Genomic DNA, 26298 nt, shown 5'->3' with positions numbered 1-26298 from the left:
TCGACTAGTGGACAGTGGATACCCTCAGACCACCCTGGCCCGGGCGTGACCTTCCATCACCTCCTGCAAAACGGTGACGGTTTCGTCTGACAAGTCCACGCCAAGCCGTCGGGCCTGACGAGACAGCACGTAGACCAGTCTCTCGACTTCGCCACGGTCGTCGAGCTCGTCAGCAAGTTTGATGCGGGCCACTAGCAACACCTCGTCCTCGGGACAGGCGACGGTGGCCCTGGCTAGGGCCCGGGATGCCAGCTCAACGTCTCTTATCTCCATAGCTCGTCGGGCTACCTCGACCCCGATGTCGCGAACCATCTGGATCATGTCGATCCGCCATTCCTCGGCCCAGTGCCATTGGCCGGGAGCGGCATCAGCCAAAGGAGCCCCACGGACGAGGTCAAGGGCGCTCACAAGATTGGCTAGCGGAGCCGTCGACACTCCCCCAGAAACCAACAGCTCGAGCCTTTCCCAGTCACTTGTCACTGCGTCTGCGAGACGCAATGAACCGTCGTATCCCTCTGGAAGATAGGCGCGACCAGCGTCATCGGTGCCGAGCCAACGGCGTAGCCGGGAGACATTGGAGCGCCGGGTCGGCTCGGCAACCATGAGTGCGTCAGCCATCTGCACCGAGCGAGCTCCTGGATGGCACAGCAGCCAGGCGCAGTACTCCAAGCATTGACGTCGAGCCTTCGTCGGCGGATTTCCCCGAGCCCCCAACAGGTCAACCGGGCCGAGAAGCCGCAATATGGGCGACGGCACCTGTCCACCGGTGGCAGGTAGGTGGGCAACATCACTCGTCATAGTTGACGTCAGCACGGTTTCCTCCTCGACGGTCAGATGGGCATCACTGGGTGGCAGCACAGCGCAGGGCTTGGCCATCACCGGAGGAGGATCGGATCCTTCCTCATCGCCTCGCCGCGGCTCCCACCACGGAGCGGGCTCCGTATCAGACCGAGCGGTAGTCTCAAGCAATTCCACAACAGCACGACGCATCGGAGAGGTGACGATCTGCGGGGTAAACGACTGACCGTCGAACTCCGCATGATCACAGTCGGTAACGGTAATCTCTTGGCCACCTACCCCGGGCATGACGATGACGATGCCCGCTGCAGCAAGGGAAGCCAGACTCGGAAGGTTGAGGGGGCTTGAGGAGAGGACAACCCTGGTAATCGCCCCGGGATACTCGCTGGCTTCGTTGGAAAGACCAGCTAAGCCCTCAACAACCTCGTCCTCATCAGCGAGTTGGACATCGTCACTGCCGGTATGTGCCAGCCAGGCAAGATCCTCACCCACCGCTACGATGTCAATTCCGCCGCTCCACGGCGCCGCAACAAGGGACAGGCTGATCGACGCAACCATCGCCGTAGCCAGGTCTCTGGCGGCATTAACCGCTAATACCCCGCCAACATCGGCTAGGTCCACCACGACCGGCGTCTGAGGGTCACATGTTCCCAACACGACGGTGGTCGGCGTCATGGCAAGGGCAGCGGTGTCCCGCGATGACGCGGACTCGTCGAGCTGATCTGCGGCGGCGTCAAGAACACGCTTCGCCCGCCGGGGCTCTCCAGATACTGGCGGTATGCGTCTGCCGAGAGGCCGGGTGAAAAGCTGCTGTCGGCGTCGAGTTGTGACTGTTCCAGCGACCCCACCTGCCAGGAACAAGCTCAGGCCAGCTAATGCGGTCCGAAATATCTCGGCCGGGCTTTGCCCGACCTCAGCCATACTCATTGCCTGGTTCGCCCCGGCAGCCGTGTGAGGTTCAACTTTCGTCTCATTGACGGTGGCCGTGGTGTCGCCACCCCCCGCAGGTAGCACGGGCGGAGTGCTCTCGGTGGTCGGAGTCTCGGCAGGGGTCGATTTTTCCCGCTTGCCGCCTTGCTCATCGGTGTGCTGGTCAGATGTCCGCATGTCCACAGTTGGGGAGTCCGGCAAGACCAGTTCCCAACCTGGCTCGATGTGGTCGGGGTCCGCGATGGTCCCCTCGTTGAGATGCCAGATTGCTGGCCAGGACGATGCATCCCCCAACTGTGTTTGAGCAATCCCGCTAAGGGTGTCTCCTTGCTCGACAGTGATGGTCCGAACTTTCGACATCTCCGACGGGGGAGCGATCTGGTTGAGTTGCTCAGTATCGATCGGGCGACCAACGCCAGTGTGCCCGGCGGGCATGGTCACTGTGGCTCCCGGAAGAGCGAGTCGCTGACCGACGACGAGATGATCAACGTCGACATCAGGGTTGGCAGCGACGATGCGTCGCCACGAAGTGCCATCCCCATACCAGGTCTCGGCGAGTGTCCACAGGTCGTCATGCGGGCCAACTGTGACAGTCATGACGTCCTCGTCGTGCCCAGAGTCGCTGTCCACCTGAGCCTCAGGCGCAGGCTGCGGGACAGCCGCCGCAGTAGCCACTAGCGACACCGGAGCGGGTGGGACAGCTGATCGCGTCAACGGGGACAGGACAGTCAGACTTGCCACCAGCAGTCCTGCCGCAATCCCCTGGATCGCGCCCAGACCAGGAAACCTCACGTGATGACGCTGGCTGGTGGCCATTCCGACGGCCTCGGCAACGACGCAGACACAGAATACGGTCCAGGCCGCCCAGCCGATCACAGTCACAACGGTGAGGAAAATCGACCCGTCATCAGGGGCTAGCCATCCTGCTGGGCGCAACACGGTGGTGGCGTCGAGGTGTCCCCATGCTACGAGAGCGGCTGGGGAGCCCACCACCAGAAGGAGGAGGGCAACCACGGCCAGGGCACCGTGTATTCGGGCACGGACAGGTGAGATCTTCATGAGTATCGCTCCCGATGGCTGTCGAGGGTGGAGTGGGCCACCGACTCGATGTGGAAGGACCCCGGCATTCCCGGGACGAGAAGGTCAGACAGTTTGATGATGCAACTTACTCGTGCTGATGTGGTGCCAGCGGACCCGACAGGAAGCGTAAGGTCAGATGAATCCACAGCAATTGCGGGGTTACTGCACCTGGTGCCAGCCAACTCAGCCAGACCAACGCGCTGCCCAACCGCAATGCTCTCGCCAACCGACGAGGCCACTGACCCAGCCCGTGCAGCGACTTGGGCAGCCGATTGAGCGTCGGCCTTTACTTCAGAAATTCGCCAGCTTCCCGTGGCCACCGCGGCAATCATGAGCAGAGCGGGCAAGATAAGTGCGGCTTCGACCGCGACCGCTCCCCGGCAGCACCAATGGCGTCTGTTCTGGCAGGCGTTGCAGCGTCGATACCGTATCTGGTCGATGCGGTCTTGAGGCAACAGCGCTCGCCCATGGAAGGGCCGGATCATGTCCCCTCCTCGACGGCGACAGCATGCCCTCTCACCGTGACAGCAGCACCAAAGAGCGCTGCGGCTCGTCCTTCAACATCGACTCTGACGAGAGAATCAGTCGTACTCACCGTGACGGTGACGTCGGTCACCTTCGAGGTCCGGGCGACATCGCGCGCGGTAGCCTCGGCTTCACCAGTGTGCGAACCTCGTAAAGCTTGGATGCGAACTGCTGCTCGAGCCGCTTCGGTGACGGTAGCCCGTGCCTGAAGGACGACCGCGGTCTCAATGACCGCAACGACTACCAGCAGGACGACGGGCCACACCAGCGACCACTGAAGGGATTCGGAAACTCCACGCTCCCGGCACTGTCGATGCTCCGATCGACCCCGACTCATTTCGGCAAGTTTGACGACACATAGCCCTTGATCACGGTAACAACCACCGTCGCTATCGAGACCGCCCCCACTAACAAGATGGCGTTTTCGGTTGACTGGCTGAGTCCTCTCTCGTCGCGTTTCTCGACGAGAGAGGGTATCCCTGCGATCATCGGCAGAACGACCGAAGCAACGGTATTGATGTGTTTCATGGCGACCTCCTTGGTCATTCGCACCGGCCTTTCCGGTGACGTCGTGTACCCCGCAACGGGTCGGGGATTCGAGGGTGCGAAACGTAGTCATGAGGCGACCCCCGCCATGATCAATAGCGGTGGGGTGATAAGCACCAAGCCCAAAACAAGGACGGGGATGACCATCCATATCGTCAGGGATTCCGAGGCTGTCTGGGCCTCGACCTTCTCCTGATTGAGGTGAGCGTCCCTCATCTCATGGACTCGAGCGCGCAGTGCTCCGGCGAGAGATGCTCCCTGGTCGTCGAGTCGCAATACCTCAACGAGTTCGGCAAGTTCTGGCAGATCAAGTTCATCTGACAACCCGTCGAGACCAGCCCATGGGGACTGCTGCTCCAACCGGGAGCGCTCCAGCGTCATGCGAATGCGCGCCAAGACAGGGTGATCACTCATCTGCGCCGCCTCGACGAGGGCCCGCGGAGCTGACTGGTTAGCCAATCGAGCAAGGGTGACGAGATCGACATAGACCAAGACGGCCTCGGCGGCATCCTGACGCACTGCTTTAGACCGTGACCTGATCCGGGTGTCGGGAATAAACCATCCGACGACAGCAAGAACCACCGCCAAACCAACTGGAGTCACCGGCAGGGTGTCCCCGCAGGCAGCAGCCACAGCCCGTACCAAGGCCGGGACGAGCATCCCTCCCATAGCCATGACGGCTTTCTCGATCACCAGATCACCAGGGGTTCTCCCCTGCAATATGAGAGTGCGACGAGATCGCTCGCTCACCACCCGCGGCCAACGGATTGCTGCTCGCGTTCCCCACCGCTCCAGCCGTCCGCCCTCCGCGGCGAGATCGACGACGGCGTCTTGACGTCCATGATCGGACAGTCCCGCCAAGGCGTCGGACAATCTCAAAGGCGCATTACGTCGTCCGGAAATGACAAAGACTGGAGCGCATGCCAGCAAAGCCCCACAGATAGCAGCGAGGATGACGGTGGACTCAGCCATAGTTGGCCTCCCCCGCACGCCGAAGGAGGATCCGGGCACGACGTCGCGGCTCGCTACGCCGGGATAAGGCGATCAAACCGGCGAGGTAAAGACCTGCGTAGCAGCACAACAGCAGCTGGCCAACGCCGGTACGATACGGAATCAGATATTCCCGGCCAAGGATGAGGGCACCTGCCAACACGACGCCGATGATGATACTGACCTGACGCACAACGACCCGCGGCTTAGCACGCTCAACTCGTATTTCTCGAGCTGCTCGGATGCGTTCCTGGAGGGACGCCGCGAGAGCGTCAAGGGTACCGGTGGCCCCCGTCCCGCCACGTTCGGCAGCCATCATAATCGCGGCAATGACCTGGTCAGCGTCGGCGCTGTCAAGGTCATCGGCAAGGCCTTGCAAGGCAGCTCGGGTATCCCACCGCGAATCCAGGCGGGCTACCACCCGGGTGAGTGGTTCTATCAGAAGTTCGGGGGCTTGACGACGAGTCGCCCGGATGGCATCAATGACGGATTTACCTGTCGATGCTGACCCGCTGACAAGACGCACCCATCGTTCCAGGGCACGCATGACGTCGAGGTCATGACGTGGTGGATCAGTCAACAAGGTAGGGACGACGACCGCCAAGACTGGCACGATGACCAGCACAACCGCCCACCCCGTCACCACATAACCCACGACACCGATTCCCAGACCAGTGAGGCCATGAGCGCGACTACGGCGGGGTAGCCGGAAGAACCAATTGTCCACTCTTGTCCACAAGCTTGTGGATTGCCCTGTGGATAACTGGTGAATCGGGGCGATGCCGATGCCTACCATGACCACTCCCCCGACAAGAAGTCCGCCGAGCAGTGCGGCAATCGCGGTGTTCATATCCATCTCGTCACCTCCGGCTCGTAGTGGGACAACTCAGCGACGAGAGCGGGATCCGGGTGGAACATGCCTGGACTAGTTGGCGTTGGCGCAGCATAGGTGAGGTGGGTGACCGGTCGCCCATTCTCTAACGCCCCGGTGAGTTGGCGGATTTCGGTGATGTGACGAGTTCGGGTGCCTCCTCGCCAGGTGTCATCGACGAGGGTGACGTGCACGAGGAACGTGATGTTGTGCGCGATCTGCCGATAGGCCTCCTCAATCGTCATGACCCCTCCCATGGCAACTCGTCCAGCCAACCGATCCATGGTCGAGGTGGCCGAGTGGGAGTGGGTGGTGCTCATCGTTCCGGCACCGGCCTGCATCGCCTCGAACATGGCAGCCGCCTCGACGCCACGGACCTCGCCCACCACCAAACGCGAGAGGTTTTGACGCAGTGCCTCCGGGATAAGATCGGCGACGGTGAACTCACCCAGGCAATGCCCGTCCACTTTCTCTCCCAGCCCCACGGTGGCCTGGAAGGCGACCATATTGTCGCGATCTGGGTTGAGGTGAGTGAGCAGTTCGTAGTCAGTTTCAAGGGTTCCGAACCGCTCGGTGGGTGGGATAGCGTCAACTAAAGCCCGTAGCAGCGTCGTCTTGCCCGCACCCTGGTCTCCGGCAATGACGATGGACCGACGCGCCAGGACGGCCGCACGTAGCAACACCCCGACGTGGTGGGGCATCATCGCGGTATTGACGAGGTCGTCGATCGTCACCCTCGTCAGGGTGTGGTGGCGAATGACGACCGAGGGCCGGTAGGACAGCCCAAACCCGATAGCGTGCAGTCGATATTGGGATCCCAACGCCACCGTCATAGTGGGGTGAGCGTCGTCAAAAGGCCGAGGCGGGTTAGCCGACTCACCGAGGAACCGAATTGCCTCGACGAGCTCAGCGTCATCGTCGGCCACCACGGGGCCAGGTTCGCGTCGTCCATCCCCGTACTGCACAAAGACCCGGTCGCAGCCATTGATTTCAATATTCTCCGCGTCTTGGATTTCGAAGAGAGGCTGTAGCCGCCCGTACCCAAAGATGGCATCCATGACCGCGCGGACGTACGCGTCTTTAGTCTGCGCGCTCCACAGGGCTTGCCCCTCAGCCGTCAATTTCTCCGCGTGGGACTCGACAGCCTGCCGCACGATCGACCGGCCAAGCATCCGTACATCATCGCCGCTCAGGTCGACGCCGGTACGTTCCCGATGGGACGCCCGTTCTGACGAGATACGTTCAGATGCCTTCCGACGCAACGAAACGACGGTACGCCAATCAATGTCCTTCGCCTCGAGTCGTCGTGGGTTGGGACGACGTGGGTTGGGACGAGGAGACACGGTTGTAGGCGATACGTGTGGCGACGGGGAGATGCGGGAAAGCACACCGGCAAGGTCCTTCCCGTCATCGAGCGAGACTACCGGAGCGTCCTGTGCATATCGACTTACTGCATGGTCGATCGTCATGACGCCACTCCCATTGCCGACGTGCTGAGAATTTCAGGTCCGGTGATGGCTTGATCTGCTCGACAGATCCGCTCTCGCATTGACTCCGCCATACTTTGCATACTCGTGACATAACGTCCCCGCAACCAACGCTTTCCCGCTGGTTCCCCGTCAGACAGCACTGCGGCGGCATGGGCATCAAAGACGATGTCACCGAACACCGGGAGACCAAACTGATGACCGATCTCGCGTGAGTTGTAAGGGCGACCGGGACCAACAACGACAAGCCCCACGGTCCCGGTGGTCGCCGAGGACATTGCCTCAACTTCCTCAGCTCTCATAGACAGTCCAGCCAGCTGACGCAGCCGAGATCCCGTCACGATTCCGATGAGGGATGCGCGGGAGACGAGACTGCTAGGCAAGGCTTCCGGCCCCAACCGGCCTGCGTCAACAATGACGTCAACCCCTGCCTGACCAAGTTCGATCATGGCACTGACGAGGCTCGACCACGCTGCTCCCATGAGAGAAGCCTGTCCTAGGTGCCCGTACCCGCTAAGTAACCTCACCATCCGGTCTCCGGAGTCGTGGGGAAGCGGGATGGTCTCCTCCCACATCGTTTGAACTGGGTCAGCACCGTCACGGAATGCTGTAGCCAAGCCAATGAGTCCGGGGCGCGGTGGGATGCGTCCCGTCAGGTATCCCGATTCGATCACGTGTCCGGGGCACGGGTCGGCGTCGACAAGAACGATGTCTCGCGGCCAGGTAAGAGCCAGGCCGAGAGCGGTAGTTGTCAGGCCCGGGGCTCCCCCAGGGCTGGTCAACAGGATGATCGACATCACTGACCCCTTTCGACCAGGGCGATGCGGTCCAGGGAAGCGAGGTCGGCTAGTCGGGCAGCATTGCCGGAATCGACCTCGACATCAACCAACCAGCTTCCATGATCATTCGTCGCCTTGGGTGCCGCGACGACCACAGCGTCAGCCGTTGACAGATTAGAAACAGTCCCCGTGTCCTTGTCGGGACTGGTTTCTATCACGGTGACGTGGGCGCCGGCGGGCAGAGAGACGGTGGGTAGACGTCCAGCAGCAAGTTTGAGACCTATCCGTGCGCGCCCTGGTGCCACCCGTAGTTCTCCCACCGAGTGAGACCCGAGAAGTTGTCCTGGTGATAGATCGACCAGAGCATGACGGCCAACGATTTTGTCGAGTTGGGAAGCTGGGATCGTTGCGACGGCCCGATCGACGGCCACTGAAGTCAGCCCAATATCGGCATTGCGGACGATGTCTCCCTGTCCTACTGCTCGCGTCATGACAAGAACTTGGTCGGCATGAGAGGCGCGGTGCCAGGCAACAGCTCCCCCCAGGCCGCCTAGGCATGCACATAGCACCCCTATGACGATGAGGCGCGGAGAGCGTCGAAGCCGGGGAGATGGCGTCGTCGCGCGAGCAGATATCGGAGTAGCCGTCACGGACATGGCCGCGAAACTATGCGTCAGCTGAAATCAGCGACAAGAGACGCACAGAAGATCTGTGGACACCGAAATCGGGGTGTCAGGTGCCACGCGCACACAGCATGCTGTCCACAGCTACCCGCAAATCCTGTGGACAATCCTGGGGATAACGGAGGTATCTCGACATGTTCAGGACCCGCCCGTGATAGCCATCAGGCGGATGATATTCGGGGCCATCGCTCCTCGCACGATATGGCCGCCCGAATCTCGACCCCGCTACGCCAGATGGACCTTGCCAGTAATAGTCCATCCCAACCCGGGATCCACTGCTCCGGCGGTGTCACACACCACAACGGTGGCCGTCACATCGAGCTGCTCAGCGGTCTCGTAGGGATAGTTCGCCCCGACCATGAAGGATTCCCCCGGCCCCAGCACGTATGGCGGCCGCGCGGTCCCGGGGGCGAATGGGGTCGTCACGATTTTGTGGGCCGCATCATCCCGGGGGGCCAGTACTGACACCAACGGTTGACGCCAAGTCCAGTCCGGGTAGCGTGCGGTGATCGTCACCGTCCCCAAACCCAGATTGATTGGCACCTTTGACACATTTGTGACGATGTAGCGCACCAGCACAATTGACGAGCCCTTGCTCACCACCGGAGTGCCATCTTGCGGATTCACCATGATGGAATCTTCGGGAGCCTTCGCTATTGCCGCTTGGTCCACTTCAATGCGAATACGGTCATCACCAAAATGCCCCAGCTTTTTACCTGATCGCGCCACTGGAACAGCCCAGGCCGGGTGCACGTCAATGCCCTGCGGGATTTTACTTGCCGAAACCGTCGGGGTTGGCTGTGGCCCAGTCAGAGGTTTGAGAACGCTACACCCCGATACCAGGGTACACGCCAGTAAGACACTCGTGATCAGGCCGCGGCGCATATCCTCACCTCCGTCACAAGTCGTCACGCAGCAGGGCCATTGTCACCAAATCCCAGCGACGCCCCTGCCACGATCGTGCCTGCGGAATTCTGCCACATTCTCGGTATCCCACAGCACCAGCACAATGGATCATTCTGCCATTGCCGCTCCACGTAGTCAGAGTCACCACCTGAGCGTCGGTGGTAGCAAAGGTCGCCTCGGTCCACAACCGCAGCGCTCGACGCCCTACACCGCGTCCCCATAAGGTCGACCGAAACACGACAATCCCGACCTCCCACCAGCCTCCTCCAGCTGGCGGCTCCTCGAACCGGGAGACGAACCCAGCCCGGTGCCCGTCCACAGTGACGACGGCATGGTGACCGCTCATCAGCCCCGAACGCCACTCCTCGGCAAACTCCGCAAAACTACGATCGTCGTCGGGCCCAAAATAGGGACCATCCCACTGTTTCCACTGCGGGTCGACGACCTCGACGTTCCAGTGCCACAACCATTCCAGGTCTTCCTCGACGAGGGGACAGACCTCAACCTTCCCGACCTGTGCAGGGCCGTCACAAGGGGGGGGGACGTCACGCGGTCGAGTCATGCCCTTATTATTGCCTGCCCAAGACAACTCACCACGTGGCAGGCTAGACCTATGACGACTTCTATAGACGGTACAGCTCTGGTCCTTGAGGGAGGTGGCATGCGTGCCGCCTACACCAGCGCCGTCATCGTCAAGATGCTCGGGCTAGGTTGGAAGTTCCCGCACGTTTCCGGTATCTCCGCTGGGTCCAGCCTCACCGCAAACTACATCTCCCGCGATCCTGAACGCACCCGTCTCAGCTTCACTGACTTCGCTGCGGACCCCCGATTCGGCAACCTCGGTACCTGGCTGGCAGGGCGTGGATACTTTGACGGCGAGTACATCTACCAGCGAACCGCCGAGCCCCATCAAGCCCTCCCCTTTGATTTCCTCACCTTCTGCGCGTCAAGTCAGGCTTTCCGCATCGGCGCGACTCGTACCAGCGACGGCGGGCAGGAATGGTTCACTCGCGAGGATATGAAAACAATGGACGACCTCATGGTGCGGATACGGGCCTCCTCAACCATGCCCGGATTCATGCCGCCGGTGACCATCGAGGGCGTCGAGTACGTCGACGGAGCCTTAGGAGATACAGGTGGCATTCCCATCGACGGCGCTCAACTCGACGGCTACGACCGGTTCTTCGTCGTCTGTACCCGACCTCGCGACTACATCAAGAACGAGGTGAAACGTCCTCAGACGCTTAGACGGTTATGTAGGCATCGTCCTGCCGTCGCCGAAGCCATCATCGCTCGACCGGCCAGGTACAATGCCACCCGCGAGATGTTGCGCGACCTCGAGTCAGACGGGAAGGCCTACGTCTTCTATCCACGCGTCATGCCCGTAACCAATAAGGAAAGAAACGTCACAAAGCTACGTCAGGCCTACGCTCTTGGGATGGCCCAGGCGAACGCTGAGCTGCCGCAGTGGCGGGTCTTCCTGGGGGTCTGAGCCTCAGCCCTTGACGGCCTGGGATAGCGCCTCGATTGCTCGGTCATTCTCCGCGTCCAACCCGATCGACAGACGAATCCCCTCCCCGCTCCAGCAGCGTGCGAAAACGCCGTGGGAAACCATCACCTCGTCGATCCGATCGGTGTCGTCACCCGTGGCCAACCAGAGAAAGCTCGCCTGGGACGGCACGATCTTCCAGCCCTGGCGGGTCAATTCGTCAAAGACCCGGATGCGCTCGGCGACGATCCGGTTAACCCTCTCATTGAGCTCGTCCTCGGCTGCCAGCGATGCGATCGCAGCCTGCTGGGCCAGAGAGGTCACCGTGAACGGAGTGGCGACGCGACGCAGGTCGTCACTAATCTCGGTGTTGGAGATGGCGAAACCAATCCGCAGCCCAGCCAACCCATAGGCCTTGGAGAAGGCGCGCAGCACGACGACATTGGGGTGGTCATCGAGAAGGGTGAGCCCGTCCACAGCGCTGGCGCCACGGTTGAAATGGCAATACGCCTCGTCCATGACGGCGATCACGTCCTCCGGCACCCTCGCTAAGAACTCCTCCACCTCATCGGTGTGCAAGACGGTTCCGGTCGGGTTGTTGGGGGTACATAGGAAGATCACGCGGGTAAGATCGGTGATCGCGTCGGCCATGGCGCGTCAAGGTCATGACGCAGGTCGACGGTCAGCGGCACCTGGATAGGGGTGGCCCCGGCAACTTTGGTGAGGATCGGGTAGGCCTCGAAGGACCGCCACGGAAAGATGATCTCGTCACCGGCACCGGCGAAGGCATGCATGAGCTGGCTGGCTACCTCCGTCGATCCAGCCCCCACCGCCACCTGGCTCACGTCGACGCCGAAGTGACCAGCGATGGTCGAACGTACTTCCTCAGCACTCATCGACGGGTAACGGTTGAACCTCGGCAGCGTACGAGTGACAGCCTCGACCACACTCGGCAGTGGTTCGAAAGGATTCTCGTTGGATGACAGCTTCACAGCGTTCTCGCCGTGACTTGCCCCTTGCTTGTAGAGCGGTAGTCCTCGAACAACATCACGTCGGTCCTGACTCACGTCATCCTCCCATTCAACGTTCGCTAGGACTCCTTCACACTCCCCCGACAGTCGCTGTCGCGATGCTCTACCACATCTGGCACAGACCAGCCACGCTTTACTTGGCCCCGATCCTTCGTCCGACTCCCTCGGGTGATATAAGTTGTTCATGTATCAAAAATCCACTGCAGCCCTGCTGGCGCTGAAGCTTGCCTTAGCAGTGCCTGCTACCGCATCCGCCTCCCCAACCACATCTCCATCCCCACTGCTAGTGGCAACAGTGACTTGAGACCCGAACAGGGTTCCGCCAAAGTCGCATCCAAAGCCGCTCCCTTCATATCGAAAATAGACAATCCTCACTATTCATCCAGTCATGCTGGAAGTGTCAATGTCCATGGATGGTGGCTAGATGATCATGGCAACTTCAGCGGAATGAAGGCCCGAGTTACGGTTTATCTGTGGGCCAAAAAGGGGTCACAGTGGGTCCAAGTGAACAAGATTCCTAGCAAGAAGAATCCGGTGACTGTCTATGCCGGTGGAGGCGGCGGCAAACGAGCCTCAGGATCAGTATCCTGTCGCAGCCACACACCTACATGGTATCATGGTCAGGTCGATGTGGACATTATTGGCGCCATCGACACACCCAACCGACCCAACTCACAAGACGTGAAATTAAACTGCCGACCATGGTAAAAGAACAACCCTCATGCATCATCGGCAACGTAGCCATCAGCACAACGCTCCACCTCGCACCCAATGACATCGGAGCATTCACCGACACCGATGAACTACGCATCCTCATGGAATCAGCTCGATCCCACGGCTACTTCAGCCCACCCCCACTAGAAAACCGAGAATACCTCATAGAAGAACCCATCGGAGTAGTCGTATCCGACACCAGCCAACCCGAATACCTCACCCTACGCCTAGACTGCCACCCTGAACACCACATCATCGGACGACCCGGCATGAAAATCATGCTCGTCCTCGCCGACGCCCTCCGACTCATAGGGTTATCCACCCCCCAAAGCATCGACGTCGAATGCGTCTATTTCAACCCCCACGACTGGGACCTCCTCAATCCAGACCCCGATGACCACATGCATATGATCGGGACCCTCAGCAACGAGATCTGCCGGTGGATGTCTCCCCACCTCACCTACACCTGGCACGCCACCACCACAAACCCCAACCTCGACCCTCAACTCACACGAAACACCATCAACCGCTGGTTCCCACCAGACTTCGAATACCCCTGGCTAGGACACACACCCCAAGCCCACCAAGAAACCCTCACCTGGCACATGCCCGACGACATCACAGCCCTAGGCTGGCTATTTGACCTCATCACCCTCCTCCAAGGCCAACCACCACAACACATCCACGCCACCCCAAATGAACAAAAAATCCGACCCTGGTAAACCCATCACAAACACAGATATAAATCAGGGAACTCGAAAATCCTCTACACAATCACAAGTACCTCACATCTCTTCACACGGTGAATAGGAACACTCTCTTTAATAGTCATACCCTCTATTAACCTTCTAGCAGCATGACCTACTCGAGAACGAAAAGGAGCCCCCGGCCTCCACAAAAGTTTCCCCGCCCCAACAGGACGCGATTGAACAATCGATACCCCCTCAATCACGAAGGTGGTCTGGGCGCGACGGTAGTAACCCGGCCGCCCATGCTCACGGTCTCCTGAGCATCCCTGATCTCGATCGTGACGCTGCGTTTGCGGGGATCTACCCCATTTATGACCGGATCTAGAGCGGTCTACTCCTTAGTTCGTTTGCGTTGCACGATGATGGTGGGCGTAAGAGGGTATAGCTTCTTTGGGCGGCGCATTCCTCTCTTGAGCCTCTCCCGATCTGGCAGAACCAGGATCGCGCAGACCAAGTGAGAGCCTGACCGGCCGGGGTGGGTGACCGAATAGGGAGCGAGGGTTCTAGTCCCCTAAGACTCGACGTGGCCGAGCCGGATCTTGCAAGAGATCCTCTAAGTAGCCGAGAATTGCGCGTTTCCCGGTGGTGGTTAGTCGGTGACGTGGACCTTGCTTCCGGCGGCCCGGAAGGCGTCAAGCGTTGCCTGAGGCGCATCTTGCATGGTGACCAAGTCGTCGATGTCTTCGATGCCTCCGAAGCGAAAACTCGAGGTCCGTGAAAGCTTGTCGCTCGTAGCAGCCAGAATAACCCGGGCCGAGGATGCGAGGATGGCGCGTTTCACCAGGGCGTCTTGATGTGTCGTGACCGTCAGGCCCATGGCAGGAGAGGCAGAACATGTGCCGATGATGGCGACATCGGCCCGGAACGCACCTAACGCGCGTAAGCATGAAGCAGCCTCGTAGCGCAGGCTTTCGGGCATGAGCGTTCCGTCCGGCGTGCTTACGGTGGCTACGCCGCCTTCGCCCAGGGGCAGCGCGGCGCGCAACGAGAGACACAAAGCCGTAATGGGGCGTTCCTGAAGGGCCTGCGCCACGGCAACCATGGTCGAGCCGTTGTCGATGATCACGGACATGTCGTCAGTCACGAGGCGGGAGACCAGCTGAGCTATGGCAGTCTTGCTTTCAGCATTCTCGGCCGACCGCAGGGAGTAAGGCATCGGCGTGCCGCGCAGGTTCACCGCCACTGCCCCGCCATGTACCTTGCGCAACTGTCCGTGGCCTTCAAGGTCGGTGAGGTCGCGGCGGATCGTCGCCGGCGAGGCGCCGGTGAGCTCCACGAGTGTATCCACCGAGGTCGGTGAGGTCCCGAGAGAGTTGATGATCATTTTCTGGCGAAATAATCGTTGCATATGATTATTTAATCATGCACGCTAGTGGCGTGGCTCATATATGGCAGCGAATCTGGGCCGTCCTCAGCACCAAGGGCCTGGCCATCACCGCAAGCGTGTGCCGCCAGTTAGCCGGGCAGGACGGAGATAACAATGACACGCACTGATCCACGACTGGCCGACTTCCAGGCAGTCCTCTTCGACATGGACGGGACGCTGCTGGACTCCACCGTAGCCGTCGAATCCGTCTGGTCGGCCTGGGCTGAACGGAACAGCATCCCCACCGCTGATGTCCTGGCCTGGTGCCATGGCCGGAGCGTGGCCGCGACCATCACCCATTTCCTGCCCCATATCGCCCCGGAAACCCTCCAGAGCATGGTGAGTGCCCAGCTAGACCAGGAGTGCACACAGCTCGACAGCGTAAAGCCTGCGGTCGGCGGCCGGGAACTCCTCATCTGGCTCGACGCCCACCGCATCCCGTGGGGCGTCGTCACCAACGCGCCGCGGCGACTCGCGCTCGCCCGACTCGGCGCAGCCACCATCGACCCACCACTCCTGGTCACCCTCGAGGACGTCGAGCATGGCAAGCCGGCGCCCGACGGTTACCTCCATGGAGCCCGCTCCTGCGGTGTCGCGCCAACCCGAGCGTTGGTCGTGGAGGACTCTGCGTCCGGCCTCGCGGCAGCACGCAGCGCCGGCACCGTAGTCGTGGCTGTCGGAGGACGCAGGGATGCCGACGTCGTATGTCACGACCTTGTCGACCTGCACCGCCTACTCGTCCAGATACGTTCCAAGTAGCCTGATCGAGAGAGCAGAAGACCGTGGACGTCACAACTTTGCAAACTCAGGGTGAGCGAGCGGTAGACACCAGCGCCCACACCATCGAACCGCCAGTCCATGACGGGGCGGGACGCTGGCCACTGAGTATCGTCCTGATGCCTCCACCACCTGCAGAGAGCGTTCTGGCCGCCTTAACACAGGAAGCTATCTACCTCGCCGGGACAGACCACTTGCACAGTGGGGGTGTGGGCTGTGCACATGTCACCGTCCGGGCGCTAGAGAACCGGCGACCAGTACCACCACAAGATCCATTCGCGGTCAGTTGCGCGAGCGCGCTTGACCGAGCTTGTGCTCACCACGCGCCCTTGTTCATGAAACTTGAGCGCCTCCTAATAACCCCCGGCGGCGTTCTTGCGCTCCTGCATCCCACCAGCCCGGACGCCGATGAGTTCCGCACCTACACGCTCGGCCACGAGCTCGGACCCAACGCCTACCGAGAAGGCATCCTCAGCCCCCGAGATCTCTGGTACGTGTCCCTGCTCCACTTCCGCGGCCCCATCGAGCACCCCAAAGATCTCGTGACCTGGAGCCACCAACAACTCGCTCCAATCACATGGGCCTTCCCCGATGCGGCGCTGTGTACCTACGAAATTACTACCACGGCGATGCGCCCCCGCATCCGCCACACGGCCGCGTTCGGGCGGGCGATCTGACCGCACTACTTTAATGCGACCAGTGGAGTGGGTGGCAGGCAGAGTCAGTAGCCCCGGCCGTGTTGCTCGCGAGAGACCGTCGTGTCCTGATGAAAGCGGGCCCGTCAAGGCGACGTGAAACAGGGCCTCCATTCCTCTGAGAGAGATCTCTAGCGATCACCTGAGGGGTTGTGCTGTCAGTAATAGAAGGTGGTTCCTCGTTCAAACAGTTAGAACTCGCTGGTCTCTGGTGCAGCACCCGGGAGCGATAGATCGAGTCGCCCTGTTCCAGGTCACGCATGATGCCCCACAGAAAGCAATCCGTGACCTAGATGTACTCGGCAGTGACGCTGGGCACGGGCTACTCTCTCAGCTACCTCCGAGACGAGTTTGAGAAGCCGGTAACGACCTGCGAAGAGCAAGCACGCAGAGTCGACGCAACAGTGGCATGTCCAGAGGTGACGACAACGGGGTCGAAGACATCGAACCGTCGAGCGACCATCGTTTGGAGAGCCAGCACAAACTCAGCTGCAGCTGGCACTTGAGACCAGGCTCCGGCATGCCATGGAGCTCATGCCGCAACGCGACAACGCCATCTCCCAAGGTGGTCTAAGACTATGTGGCTCACGCCTCCTCACCCCCTGTTAGGTCTCTCACCTTGCCTAAACATGACCGCAGGGTGAATGCGTGTTCACTTATTGGACACGCAGAGACAAAGTGCCGCTATCTCTACGAATTTTTTGACGAGAGGCCAATGGCCGTAGTGGACAACTCACATGATGCCAAAATGCTATGGGTCCAGCAGTGTAGCGATCAAGTCATCGCCAGAAGAACTTCGCTCTATCTACAATGTCACGATAAACCGTCCGAAATAGTGGAAGACAAAGCCTACTAGATAGCCGACAATGGACGATCCCAAGTAATAACAGGCCAGATACGTACCTGAAGCTTCAGCGCGATCAGCGTTCACCGAGGCACCCACCCCGAAACAACGGAGTAAGCGATAAAGAGTCCGTAGGTGAACACCGCGCCGCTTAGGATCGTCCGAGAGCGGCCCTAACGCGTGACGACCGTACCCGTACAAGCCGAAACAACCGTCTCAAAAAGTACAGAAGGAAGATGCCACCGACTCCCGATTGGGAACAATGGAACGGAGCAGTAGTTAGACGGTAGCCAAGGAAGTCATAAACGGAAACGAACGTCCCCATAACTAAAAAGACCACCAAAACAATGATGCCTTACGTGAATCGCACCAATGATCGAGGACTGCTTGCGTCTCGGTGCGAAGGTGAACCGCTTTCGGGACGAAGCGCCGCTCCTGTAGAATGAAGCCAGGCCAGCAGCCACCAGGGCAATGAGAGCGGTTACATAACCAGGACGTTCTTTCCTCAACCCTTTTGGCAAGACTACGGATGCTGACTCTTCCTCAGCGGCACTCCCTTAACCATTGTCTACCCACTCGACAGCATCACATGGATATTTGCTTATCGAGAAATTTCATAAATTCATGATACGACGACATTGACCGCAGTTCTGTGAACAATTCTCGATCGTAAAGAACGCTGATAAGCGGCTGATAGAACCTCACAAAATCATCGTAGTCCCCCTCATTGATGGCAAGCAGGAGAACCAAGCTCACATCCGACGTTTCCCAGTTGATTGGAGTTGAAGGTATGAGGACTGCAATTTTTGTTTCATACGCCAGAAAATCCATTGCGTGTGGCACTGCGAACGTCCGGAAGAAGACCGTGGATGGGTACTCTTCCCTCAGAAAAACACTTTCCCTAAAGGCGTCGGGAACAATGCCATTCCTCTCCATCGACCCACACATGAAGTCGAGAGTTTCACGCCATGAGTCGAAGGATCTTCCAGTGAAGAACAGTGTGGGATCGAGAAAACGTTTCATCGCGCTGGCAGTGGCAATCCGCGACTTCTTCTCACTGGCCCTCAGGAGCACAGAATCGATCGCCGACAGATCGAGATCCGACATCAACGCGCTGATGGGAACACAGGTATGACGGTGTGACGGTTCTTCTGTCGTCGATATCACGATGTCGCCATCGCACGTATCCGCTTCCGCGACAGATGAAACGATGTCCACAACCCTCATCCGATCCGCGAAATGGTCAACCAGTCCGGCTAGCAGAACGTCACGGAGTGCCTGGTAACGAGGACAGACCACCACTGCCGTGACCAAATTCGGATTTGGCGCAGGTTCGGAGTACAATCCAATATAGATGGCCAGCAGCCCAATCTCGTCATCCGTGAAGAAAATTCCCAACAGCCTTGAAAGCTTGTCAGCCAAGTATACAGCGGCGTCATAGAGGAATGGTGACCGTGATCTCAATGACTCACGCAGAGTATTGCGAAAATAGGGCATTGAAGGAGCGTGGGCCATGAGTCGCCCAACGTGTTTCGAAATACTGCCGTACAGCTCTTCCTTCGCGATGACCAAACCGAAGTGTTCAACCGTGTCATCCAGACACCTACTCACCGTTGAGTAAATGTCACAGGAATCAGAGTGATGATCAAGTTCACCATGCCCAAATCCGAGGGTCGCACCAACGATGGACCTCAAGTAGGCATCATCAGCAGATGACAGTGGGCGTTCGGGGTACAACTTCCGCAATCCAACCAGCAACTGATCGCACAACATCTCAGATTGGTTGCTCATCATCAGATCTATCGCCGCGTTATCTTCGATCGGAAATCTGTACCGCTGTACGCATATTGCGATGTTCACGACCATATTGCTGAGTCGTATGTCGTCAATTTCCAGGTAGTAATCACGCAACGATTCGACGACCACGTTCTCGATATCACCCAGTCTGACATCTGGCAGATACCTATTCACTTTGTCATTCTGACCAACAACGGCATCCATGGCTGTATTTACGAGGCTTCCCAAGAAATTACGGAAGTAAATCTCGTTTCCATCAAGATGAATCGATGACCCCCTCAACGACAGGTGCAACGAATGCTCTTCGAACTGCGGCTCCAAACGTTTCAGTGACGCTTTTATGACGGACTCGCTGAGATAGCAATCACGCATGACGTCATAGATCGTGGTGTCGGGAGTGTTGAGCAGATACAGGAGTATCCGTTCGTGGTGCTCGAGCTGAGTTGAAAATTCTGAATTCCTTGCAACGACCCCGGTGTACACGGACTGCTCCACCGAGTATCCGTTCGTCGTTGACTCAATAATATTATCTCGGCTAATCCCATTGATCCGCGCAACATCGTATCTGAGCGTCCTCGTGCTGACACCAAGGAGTCCTGCGAGGTCGGTCCCTTTGATAGGGTGATCGACCTCACTGAGCAGCTGTAGCAACAGGGCCTGCCGCTGTGAAAAACGAATCAACAGAGAACACCTGACATCGATGTACCATCACTGGAGCGACACATCATGTCACAGATTCTTGTGCGGCGAAATTCGAGTTTTGCCGCGGCACTGGCAACGGAGTGTTTCCCGCTGGACGGCAACTAATCTGATCCGCACCCCTGGAACCGATGGGGCATGAAATGCTCATCGACCTCAACCATCATTGTCTTTCACGAAGGGTCCTCGTTGGCCCCGTACCGACAATGAAACCGGCACCAACACATCGCACCGCGGCGAAGACAGGAGGCTACTTAATGGCCGAGATGATGAACGCTGCACTGATGTATGGACCTGGTGACATTCGCGTCGAGCAGGTGCCGAAGCCCACGTGCCCTCCCGGAGGGTTCGTTCTGAGGGTCGATGCCGTGGGACTGTGTGGTTCAGACATTCGCAATCTCACGACGGACTCCCGGAAGGGCGACTACCCCTTCATCTACGGACACGAAGTCGTGGGAACGGTGTGCGAGACGGCCGATGGCGTGGATGAGTACAAGGCTGGTGACAGGATCTACGTCTACCCTGAAGCGCACTGTCTGAAATGCGAGTACTGCCGTTCTGGACAGAGCAACCTGTGCACTGACGTCGAGCACTATGTGGGCCGCCCCGGCGGTTTCGCGGAATACATTTCGTATACGAGCAAACGTGTCGAGCGCGGTGCAACATTCCGGGTGCCCGAGAGAATCTCGCCGGTTCGTGCCAGCTTGGCCGAACCCCTGTCGTCCGCGTATTCGTGTGTCGAGAACATCAACGTCAAGCTCGGGGACACCGTTGCGATCCTCGGAGCTGGACCCGTTGGCATATTCCTGTCCATCCTGAGCAAGTTGCGCGGAGCATCGCGGATCATCCTGATCGACATCAGCAAGAACCGTCTGACGCGCGGGCTAGATTTCGGAGTCGATGAGATCATCAACTCCAGCGATGTTGATCCGATCGACGCTGTCCGCGACCTCACGCACGGATTGGGCGCGGACAAGGCCATCTCAGCAAACCCGACCACTCTGGGCCAGCAACAAGCCGTCGTGATGACTCGCCCCGGAGGAACCACAGTCTTTTTCGGTGGTGTTCCCAAGGGGACCTGCGTCAGCCTCGATTCCAATTCCGTCCATTACAAGGGCCTGTGGATCTACGGCCACTATGGCGCAACAAGTGTTCAGGTCCAAAAGGCATTCGAACTAGTCATTGACGACAAGTTCCCCGCCGAGCAGGTCATCAGCAAAGTTTTGCCACTGAGTCGGATCAACGACGCTATCGAACTCACCCGTACCGGCGAGGCACTGAAGGTGGTCCTCGTACCCGATGGAAAGGAAAGTGAACACCATGGCAAGTGAAGTCAAGGTTCTCGTCGCATGTGGCTCAGGAATCGCAACATCCACGGTCGCTCAGGAAAAGGTTAGGGAGATCCTGCGGGATGCCAAAATTCCCGCAAAGATCACCAAAGGGACTGTGGGACAGCTGCCAGTTCTCCAGGACGGTGTCGATGTCATCATGCTGACGACCCGCTACGGCAAGCCGTTGAACAAGCCCGTCATCCAGGTGTTCGGTCTCATTTCGGGCATCAACGAAGACACTGTGGCAGAAGAAATCATCTCCACGTGTCGAGATGTCTTGAACCAGTCATGATCTTCTAGGAGCACTTCATAATGTCAATTATAAAGGGCATTCTTGACGTCGGAGCCGTGGTTATCTTGCCGATCGTGATGCTGATTCTTTGCCTGATCTTCAGGATGCCTTTCGGTAAGTCTCTCAAGGCCGGTCTGATGATCGGTATCGGAATTCTCCGGACTTTCCCTCGTCATCGGATTCCTGATGACGTCTGTGCAGTCGGCAGTGGATTACTACCGGCACATGGGCGGAGGATTCACGACTGTTGATGTCGGCTGGGCAGCAGTCGGCGCAGCTTCATTCGGAGTACCGTTTGCCGCTCCTGCCATCCTTCTTATCGTCCTCATAAATGTTGTCATGATCCTCGCGAAAATGACGACCGTACTCAACGTCGACATCTGGAACGTCATCCATTTCTTGGTCCCAGGAACGCTGGCCTATGCACTAACAAACAACGCATGGATCGGATTGAGTGTCGTCTTGGTGCTTTCGGTCATTGATCTCATCGTCGCTCAGCATATCGCACCAAAATGGCAAGAATACTACGGCCTCACAGGGACAACATGTTCGACTCTTTCCTACATCACGTCAGCATGGCCCATTGCGATCGGATTGAACTGGGTCATCGACAAAATCCCCGGAGTTCGTAAGATCGACATCTCCATGGAGAAATTCGGCAACAGGCTCGGATTCTTCGGCGACACCGCCTTCATCGGCCTCATCGTTGGTATCTTCCTGGGACTCATGACCCGTCAACCTTGGCAGGGTGTCCTCGTCATGGGTATGGGAATCGCCACCGTTCTGGTGCTCCTACCCCGAATGGTCTCGGTCATGATGGAGGGCCTGTCGACGGTCGGTGAAGGTGCGAAGACCTTCATGAAGCGCCACCTCGGAAAGAACAAGGACGGCAGCGAACGCGAGCTCAGCATCGGCATGGATGTCGCTCTGGCACTCGGTGATCCGGCGGCCATCACCATCACCGTTCTCATGATCCCGCTGTGCATTGCCTTCGCATTCATTATCCCAGGAATGAACTACTTCCCGGTCGGCATGCTTACCGTGATCGTCTACATGATGCCGATGATCTGCCTGGCTTGTAATGGAAACATGTTTCGCTCTCTCATCATTGGGGCGATCTACATGTTCTTCGTCGAGTGGGGTGCCAGCTTCTTCGCGCCGGAAGCTACTGCGATGATGCATGCCACCGGCGTTCAGGTCTCCGGGTCTGTAACTGATGCGTTCTTCGGGTACAACCTTCCCAACGTCATCATCTCGGCGATCCATCGGATGTTCTAATCCGGAACATCGCAGTATTTTTATGGCCATTTCTGATCCCGTGAAATCAGTAACAACATGAGCGTACTTCTGAACACCGATCTGATAAGTGTGAATATCGAGGCCCCCGACCGCAATCAGGTCCTGACGGTCATGGCTGACAAACTTGATGGAGTCAGGGTGGCCAAGGAGGGATTTCTGGATGCTTTGTTGAAACGGGAGGAGATCTATCCGACCGGCTTGCCAATCAGTGGCGGTGTCGCCATCCCTCATACCGATCCGCAGTATGTCACGAGGGATGCCTTGGCTGTCACAACCCTGCATACACCGGTCCTCTTCGGTCAGATGGGAGGATCAGAAGAAGATGAGGTTCCAGTGTCCGTCGTCATTCTCATGGCTTTATCGAATGCGGCCGATCATCTGAATATGCTCCAAAACATTGTGAAATCCATTCAGGATGACAATCTTATGCAAACGATCAGAAATGCTACCAAACCAGAAGAGGTCGTTTCCATCGTCAGGCCGATGATACCTGCTGATACAGAGGATTCCTGACTACAGCGGAACTGAATTGAATTCAAGATTGCTCAGCGCGACATCATACTACGGCAAAGAATGCTCTTATGCCGGTTATGATATCGCGCTGTATAAATAACACTTGGTCTTGATTTTTCGAGATACAAGGGTGATCACAAAGACAGCTTCGTCGTAGCAGTTGTTTTTGGAAAGGCTGAAGAATGAACAACAAGAGCACTGACGGACCCCTCGTTGTCGCCATCGATTCGTCGACGACCTCCACGAAGGCCATCGTCGTCGATGTCAACGGCAACGTACTGGGCACCGCCAAGCGTCCCATCCAGTTACACACCCCGGCGATGGATCAGTACGAGCACAATCCCATCCGCTGGTGGGAGACCTCGCGCGACACCATCGGCGAAGTCATCTCTGGTCTCAGTCCTGCCGACCGGTCCCGTGTCAGCGCTATTGGCGTGACACAGCAGCGAGAGTCCTTCGCCCCGTTCAAGGCCGATGGCACACCACTGCGCAATGGCATCTTGTGGCTGGACGGCCGCGCCACCGAGCAAATCCGCGCCTACGGCACGGACCGCGTCCACCAGCTGTCCGGAAAGCCTGCAGGTGTCACGCCAGCCATCTATAAGATGGCATGGCTCAAGCAATACGAACCGGACGCATTTGCCCAGGCTGACAAGGTCATCGATGTTGGTAGCTACATCTGTTTCAACCTCACTGATAGATGGGCCACCTCGGAAGCATCCGCCGATTCCCTCGGCCTCTTCGATATCGAATCGCGCACCTGGGCTGACGAACTCCTCGAGATCGCTGGCGTCCAGTGCGACCAGATGGCTGATTTGGTTCCACCTGCTGACGTCATTGGGTACCTGCGCCCAGAACTCGTCACGGACTGGGGTCTGGACGGTCCGATTCGCGTCGTTGCGGGCCTCGGCGACGGTCAGGCAGCCGGCATCGGCGCTGCCGCAATCACCCCCGACATTGCTTACCTCAACCTCGGCACCGCTGTGAACGCTGGTGTCGAGTCCCCCACCTACAAATACGACTCCGCGGTACGAACCTTGGTGTCCGGAATTCCCGGCGAATACGTCTTCGAGGTCCTGCAATCGTCCGGTTCCTACCTGGCCGGGTGGTTCCGCGAAGCCCTCGGTGACCCGCGCCTCCTCGGTGAGCCAGACCCTGAGCTCGACGCTGCTGCCAGCACCATCCCGCCTGGCTGTGAGGGCCTCATCACCCTCCCCTACTGGAACGCCGTGCAGTCTCCGTATTGGGATCCAGTCGCCCGCGGAGCCGTGGTCGGTTGGCGCGGAACTCACTCCCGTGCACACATGTATCGCTCCATCCTCGAATCCATCGGGTTCGAGATGCGCTTTAACCTCGATTGCATCGAGAAGCAGACGGGGGTCCGCATCACAGCCTTGCGTGCCATGGGAGGCGGAACTCGTTCCAAGCTGTGGCGTCAGATCATGGCCGACACCGCCGGCGTCCCCATCACGACATGCGTCGAGGACGAGATCTCCGCTCTCGGGGCCGCTGTCCTCGCCATGGCCGGTATCGAGGCCCATGACAGCCACGACGTTGCCGTCTCTGCGAAGGCAATGGCCCACTTCGGTGACACCACCGAACCTGACGTGTCCCTGCACGAGCAGTACAAGGACGTCGCAGAGGTTCAGCATCGTCTCTATCCGCACCTTCAGGAGGTCTTCGAGGATCTCCACACCTTGGCCAACAGATACCCCAGCACCAAGCCCGAGTCACCCAAGCTGTCGTCCTGAGGAGCAGGCAAAACTACGGTGGAGTTGAAGGAGCCAGGTCTGACATCCTCCGCGACACCGTCCGCCTCGTGATCGACAGCGAATACAGGAAGGACACGACATGTCAGTTTTCACCGTTCTGGGCGCAGGAGCCATGGGCACCGCACTATGCAAGCCCCTTATCGAATCGGGTTGGGAGGTGCATCTGTGGGGGACATGGCTGGACGACCACCTGCTCGATTGCATCAAGAAGGGTGAGCCCCACCCCCGCATCAAGGTCGAGGCAGCACCGGGAATCAAGACGTATCGCTCCGACGAGCTTGCGGCGGCTCTCGAGGTTCTGACGTCGTCGACATCGCCGTGACCTCTGACGGCCTACCGCGTGTTACCGAGATGCTGTTGGAAGACGTCGGGGATCTGCGGGCTCTGTGCCTGACGGCCAAGGGGTTCTGGACCAATCCCGAGGGACGCATCACCCTACTCCCCGACGCCATCCGTGCCATCGCCGCCGACAAAGGAGTCTCACTCCCCCCGATCATCGCCATTGGCGGCCCCGTCAAGGCCAATGAGTGCGCTGCTGGAGAGGTGACGGCGACGACTTTCGCCTGCACCGACTTCGACGTCGCCAAGAGGCTGGCAGCCGATGCGTCCACCGCTACCTATGGCATCCGTCCCAGTGACGACGAGGTCGGCGTCGAGCTGTGTGCTGCCCTCAAAAACGTCTACGCCATTGCCCTCGGCATCGCTGATGGCTTGGGAGAGGCGAGCGGCATCCCGCGTCACAACCTCAAGGCTGCAACCTTCGCCCAGGCCATCCGGGAGATGTCGATCCTCGTCGACCGTGCTGGTGGTCATGCCGAGACCCCCTATGGTCTCGCCGGAGTTGGGGACCTCGAGGTCACCGGACTGTCCGGCCGAAACAAGCTGTACGGCGTTCACCTTGGCAAGGGAGAGCATCCCGATGGCGCCTTGGCGACCATGAACAAACTCGAGCAGACTGTCGAGGGGTACCCAGCAGCTCCGCTAGCGGTTCGATTCGCTGATCAGCTTGGTGTGGACGAAAAGACGGTCCCGCTGCTGCACATAGTGGCCCGCATCCTTCGCGGGGAGACAGGCGACGTGTATAAGGCCGTCGCTGCCGCGGTCAAGCCCTGATCGACGCCTGACGGAGCAAATAAGTGCGGTGTGGACATGAGTCCACACCGCCTCCAGGGAACCGGACAACACACGAATCAGCTATGCCATGGCAGCAACCACCTTTCAGGCCGTCTTGTCGCTGTCCGGGTACGGCTCCCTTGTCCAGGTCCCGCTTGGTCGGGGGCAGAACCATGCTGCTCAGACGCCGAACCTTTCGCCCCGTGCATTCCACTATCCACA

General features: G+C 58.9%; 24 protein-coding genes, 5 pseudogenes and 1 riboswitch. Of the genes and pseudogenes, 13 read left to right on the top strand and 16 right to left on the bottom strand.

What is annotated here, in order from left to right; translation table 11 throughout:
* Window positions 1-24 precede the first annotated feature (24 nt).
* From LRP59_RS02200 to LRP59_RS02150, 11 genes are all read right to left on the bottom strand, one after another.
* Window positions 25-2787 carry a LysM peptidoglycan-binding domain-containing protein gene (locus LRP59_RS02200; RefSeq protein ID WP_002512755.1) on the bottom strand — a complete coding sequence of 921 codons (2763 nt, stop codon included), beginning with the start codon at window positions 2785-2787 and terminating at the stop codon, window positions 25-27.
* A complete protein-coding gene (locus LRP59_RS02195) occupies window positions 2784-3293 on the bottom strand; it encodes a TadE/TadG family type IV pilus assembly protein (RefSeq protein WP_002512754.1) in 510 nt (169 codons plus the stop codon). Before LRP59_RS02195 ends, LRP59_RS02200 begins: the two co-directional genes overlap by 4 nt.
* On the bottom strand, window positions 3290-3670 hold the full coding sequence (locus LRP59_RS02190) for a TadE/TadG family type IV pilus assembly protein (RefSeq protein ID WP_002520938.1): 381 nt from the start codon (window positions 3668-3670) through the stop codon (window positions 3290-3292). Before LRP59_RS02190 ends, LRP59_RS02195 begins: the two co-directional genes overlap by 4 nt.
* Entirely contained in the window at window positions 3667-3879 is a 213-nt protein-coding gene (locus LRP59_RS02185) for a hypothetical protein (protein ID WP_002512752.1), read from the bottom strand. Before LRP59_RS02185 ends, LRP59_RS02190 begins: the two co-directional genes overlap by 4 nt.
* Window positions 3880-3948: 69 nt before the next feature.
* A complete protein-coding gene (locus LRP59_RS02180; RefSeq protein WP_002512751.1) occupies window positions 3949-4851 on the bottom strand; it encodes a type II secretion system F family protein in 903 nt (300 codons plus the stop codon).
* Complete coding sequence (locus tag LRP59_RS02175; protein WP_002533200.1) at window positions 4844-5725, bottom strand: type II secretion system F family protein; 882 nt, start codon at window positions 5723-5725, stop codon at window positions 4844-4846. The genes LRP59_RS02180 and LRP59_RS02175 overlap by 8 nt, the downstream gene beginning before the upstream one ends.
* Window positions 5716-6912 (bottom strand): CpaF family protein, encoded by a 1197-nt coding sequence (locus LRP59_RS02170; protein WP_002520935.1) that lies wholly within the window; start codon window positions 6910-6912, stop codon window positions 5716-5718. The genes LRP59_RS02175 and LRP59_RS02170 overlap by 10 nt, the downstream gene beginning before the upstream one ends.
* Before the next feature lie 293 nt (window positions 6913-7205).
* Entirely contained in the window at window positions 7206-8024 is an 819-nt protein-coding gene (locus tag LRP59_RS02165; RefSeq protein ID WP_002520934.1) for a hypothetical protein, read from the bottom strand.
* Window positions 8024-8497, bottom strand: coding sequence for an SAF domain-containing protein (locus LRP59_RS02160; RefSeq protein WP_002520933.1), 474 nt, complete (start codon window positions 8495-8497; stop codon window positions 8024-8026). The genes LRP59_RS02165 and LRP59_RS02160 overlap by 1 nt, the downstream gene beginning before the upstream one ends.
* Before the next feature lie 417 nt (window positions 8498-8914).
* On the bottom strand, window positions 8915-9574 hold the full coding sequence (locus LRP59_RS02155; RefSeq protein ID WP_002512746.1) for a hypothetical protein: 660 nt from the start codon (window positions 9572-9574) through the stop codon (window positions 8915-8917).
* Between the two features lie 13 nt (window positions 9575-9587).
* The gene (locus LRP59_RS02150) at window positions 9588-10157 is read right to left on the bottom strand and encodes a GNAT family N-acetyltransferase (protein WP_252236809.1); all 570 of its coding nucleotides are present in this window, start codon (window positions 10155-10157) and stop codon (window positions 9588-9590) included.
* Between the two features lie 51 nt (window positions 10158-10208).
* On the opposite strand from LRP59_RS02150, the gene LRP59_RS02145 reads away from it, so the two are divergent.
* Window positions 10209-11087 (top strand): patatin family protein, encoded by an 879-nt coding sequence (locus tag LRP59_RS02145; RefSeq protein WP_002512744.1) that lies wholly within the window; start codon window positions 10209-10211, stop codon window positions 11085-11087.
* A 3-nt stretch (window positions 11088-11090) separates the two neighbouring features.
* On the opposite strand, the pseudogene hisC reads toward LRP59_RS02145, so the two are convergent.
* A pseudogene (gene hisC / locus LRP59_RS02140) lies at window positions 11091-12151 on the bottom strand (histidinol-phosphate transaminase).
* A gap of 199 nt (window positions 12152-12350) precedes the next feature.
* Here hisC and LRP59_RS02135 point away from each other — a divergent pair.
* Together LRP59_RS02135 and LRP59_RS02130 are read left to right on the top strand one after the other, a co-directional pair.
* Window positions 12351-12823 (top strand): annotated as a pseudogene (locus LRP59_RS02135) (hypothetical protein).
* Window positions 12817-13551, top strand: a complete 735-nt coding sequence (locus LRP59_RS02130) for a hypothetical protein (RefSeq protein WP_002512740.1) — start codon at window positions 12817-12819, stop codon at window positions 13549-13551. Before LRP59_RS02135 ends, LRP59_RS02130 begins: the two are co-directional and overlap by 7 nt.
* A gap of 44 nt (window positions 13552-13595) precedes the next feature.
* Here LRP59_RS02130 and LRP59_RS02125 read toward each other — a convergent pair.
* Together LRP59_RS02125 and LRP59_RS02120 are read right to left on the bottom strand one after the other, a co-directional pair.
* Window positions 13596-14027, bottom strand: a pseudogene (locus LRP59_RS02125) (hypothetical protein).
* 140 nt (window positions 14028-14167) lie between these two features.
* Complete coding sequence (locus LRP59_RS02120) at window positions 14168-14926, bottom strand: DeoR/GlpR family DNA-binding transcription regulator (RefSeq protein WP_002512739.1); 759 nt, start codon at window positions 14924-14926, stop codon at window positions 14168-14170.
* Between the two features lie 132 nt (window positions 14927-15058).
* Between LRP59_RS02120 and LRP59_RS02115 the strand changes: the two genes are divergently transcribed.
* Window positions 15059-15703, top strand: a complete 645-nt coding sequence (locus LRP59_RS02115; protein ID WP_002512738.1) for an HAD family phosphatase — start codon at window positions 15059-15061, stop codon at window positions 15701-15703.
* 353 nt (window positions 15704-16056) lie between these two features.
* Complete coding sequence (locus tag LRP59_RS02110) at window positions 16057-16398, top strand: hypothetical protein (protein ID WP_002512737.1); 342 nt, start codon at window positions 16057-16059, stop codon at window positions 16396-16398.
* 307 nt (window positions 16399-16705) lie between these two features.
* Here the strand turns inward: LRP59_RS02110 and LRP59_RS02105 are convergent.
* Window positions 16706-16918 (bottom strand): annotated as a pseudogene (locus LRP59_RS02105) (carboxypeptidase).
* 78 nt (window positions 16919-16996) lie between these two features.
* On the opposite strand from LRP59_RS02105, the gene LRP59_RS12065 reads away from it, so the two are divergent.
* Window positions 16997-17272 carry a hypothetical protein gene (locus tag LRP59_RS12065; RefSeq protein ID WP_002531579.1) on the top strand — a complete coding sequence of 92 codons (276 nt, stop codon included), beginning with the start codon at window positions 16997-16999 and terminating at the stop codon, window positions 17270-17272.
* A 573-nt stretch (window positions 17273-17845) separates the two neighbouring features.
* Here LRP59_RS12065 and LRP59_RS02100 read toward each other — a convergent pair.
* Window positions 17846-19738, bottom strand: a complete 1893-nt coding sequence (locus LRP59_RS02100; protein WP_002532589.1) for a transcription antiterminator — start codon at window positions 19736-19738, stop codon at window positions 17846-17848.
* Window positions 19739-20013: 275 nt separating this feature from the next.
* Here LRP59_RS02100 and LRP59_RS02095 point away from each other — a divergent pair, with 275 nt between their 5' ends.
* The 7 genes and pseudogenes from LRP59_RS02095 (at window position 20014) to LRP59_RS02065 (ending at window position 26076) form a co-directional block, all read left to right on the top strand.
* Entirely contained in the window at window positions 20014-21087 is a 1074-nt protein-coding gene (locus LRP59_RS02095) for an alcohol dehydrogenase catalytic domain-containing protein (RefSeq protein WP_002520923.1), read from the top strand.
* Window positions 21077-21379 (top strand): PTS sugar transporter subunit IIB, encoded by a 303-nt coding sequence (locus tag LRP59_RS02090; RefSeq protein ID WP_002512732.1) that lies wholly within the window; start codon window positions 21077-21079, stop codon window positions 21377-21379. The genes LRP59_RS02095 and LRP59_RS02090 overlap by 11 nt, the downstream gene beginning before the upstream one ends.
* 20 nt (window positions 21380-21399) lie before the next feature.
* Window positions 21400-22657, top strand: a pseudogene (locus LRP59_RS02085) (PTS transporter subunit IIC).
* A gap of 57 nt (window positions 22658-22714) precedes the next feature.
* Entirely contained in the window at window positions 22715-23191 is a 477-nt protein-coding gene (locus LRP59_RS02080; protein WP_002512729.1) for a PTS sugar transporter subunit IIA, read from the top strand.
* Between the two features lie 221 nt (window positions 23192-23412).
* A complete protein-coding gene (locus LRP59_RS02075; protein ID WP_230640157.1) occupies window positions 23413-24942 on the top strand; it encodes an FGGY-family carbohydrate kinase in 1530 nt (509 codons plus the stop codon).
* A 100-nt stretch (window positions 24943-25042) separates the two neighbouring features.
* The gene (locus tag LRP59_RS02070; RefSeq protein ID WP_002512727.1) at window positions 25043-25285 is read left to right on the top strand and encodes a hypothetical protein; all 243 of its coding nucleotides are present in this window, start codon (window positions 25043-25045) and stop codon (window positions 25283-25285) included.
* Window positions 25282-26076 carry an NAD-dependent glycerol-3-phosphate dehydrogenase gene (locus LRP59_RS02065; RefSeq protein WP_002512726.1) on the top strand — a complete coding sequence of 265 codons (795 nt, stop codon included), beginning with the start codon at window positions 25282-25284 and terminating at the stop codon, window positions 26074-26076. Before LRP59_RS02070 ends, LRP59_RS02065 begins: the two co-directional genes overlap by 4 nt.
* A 104-nt stretch (window positions 26077-26180) precedes the next feature.
* Window positions 26181-26247, bottom strand: a riboswitch (guanidine-III (ykkC-III) riboswitch).
* Window positions 26248-26298 lie beyond the last annotated feature (51 nt).

Source organism: Cutibacterium sp. 37298, from assembly GCF_023838685.1.
GTDB lineage: Bacteria > Actinomycetota > Actinomycetes > Propionibacteriales > Propionibacteriaceae > Cutibacterium > Cutibacterium acnes.
Note: the sequence above shows the minus strand (reverse complement) of the source record. Positions and strands in the feature narration are given on the sequence as shown.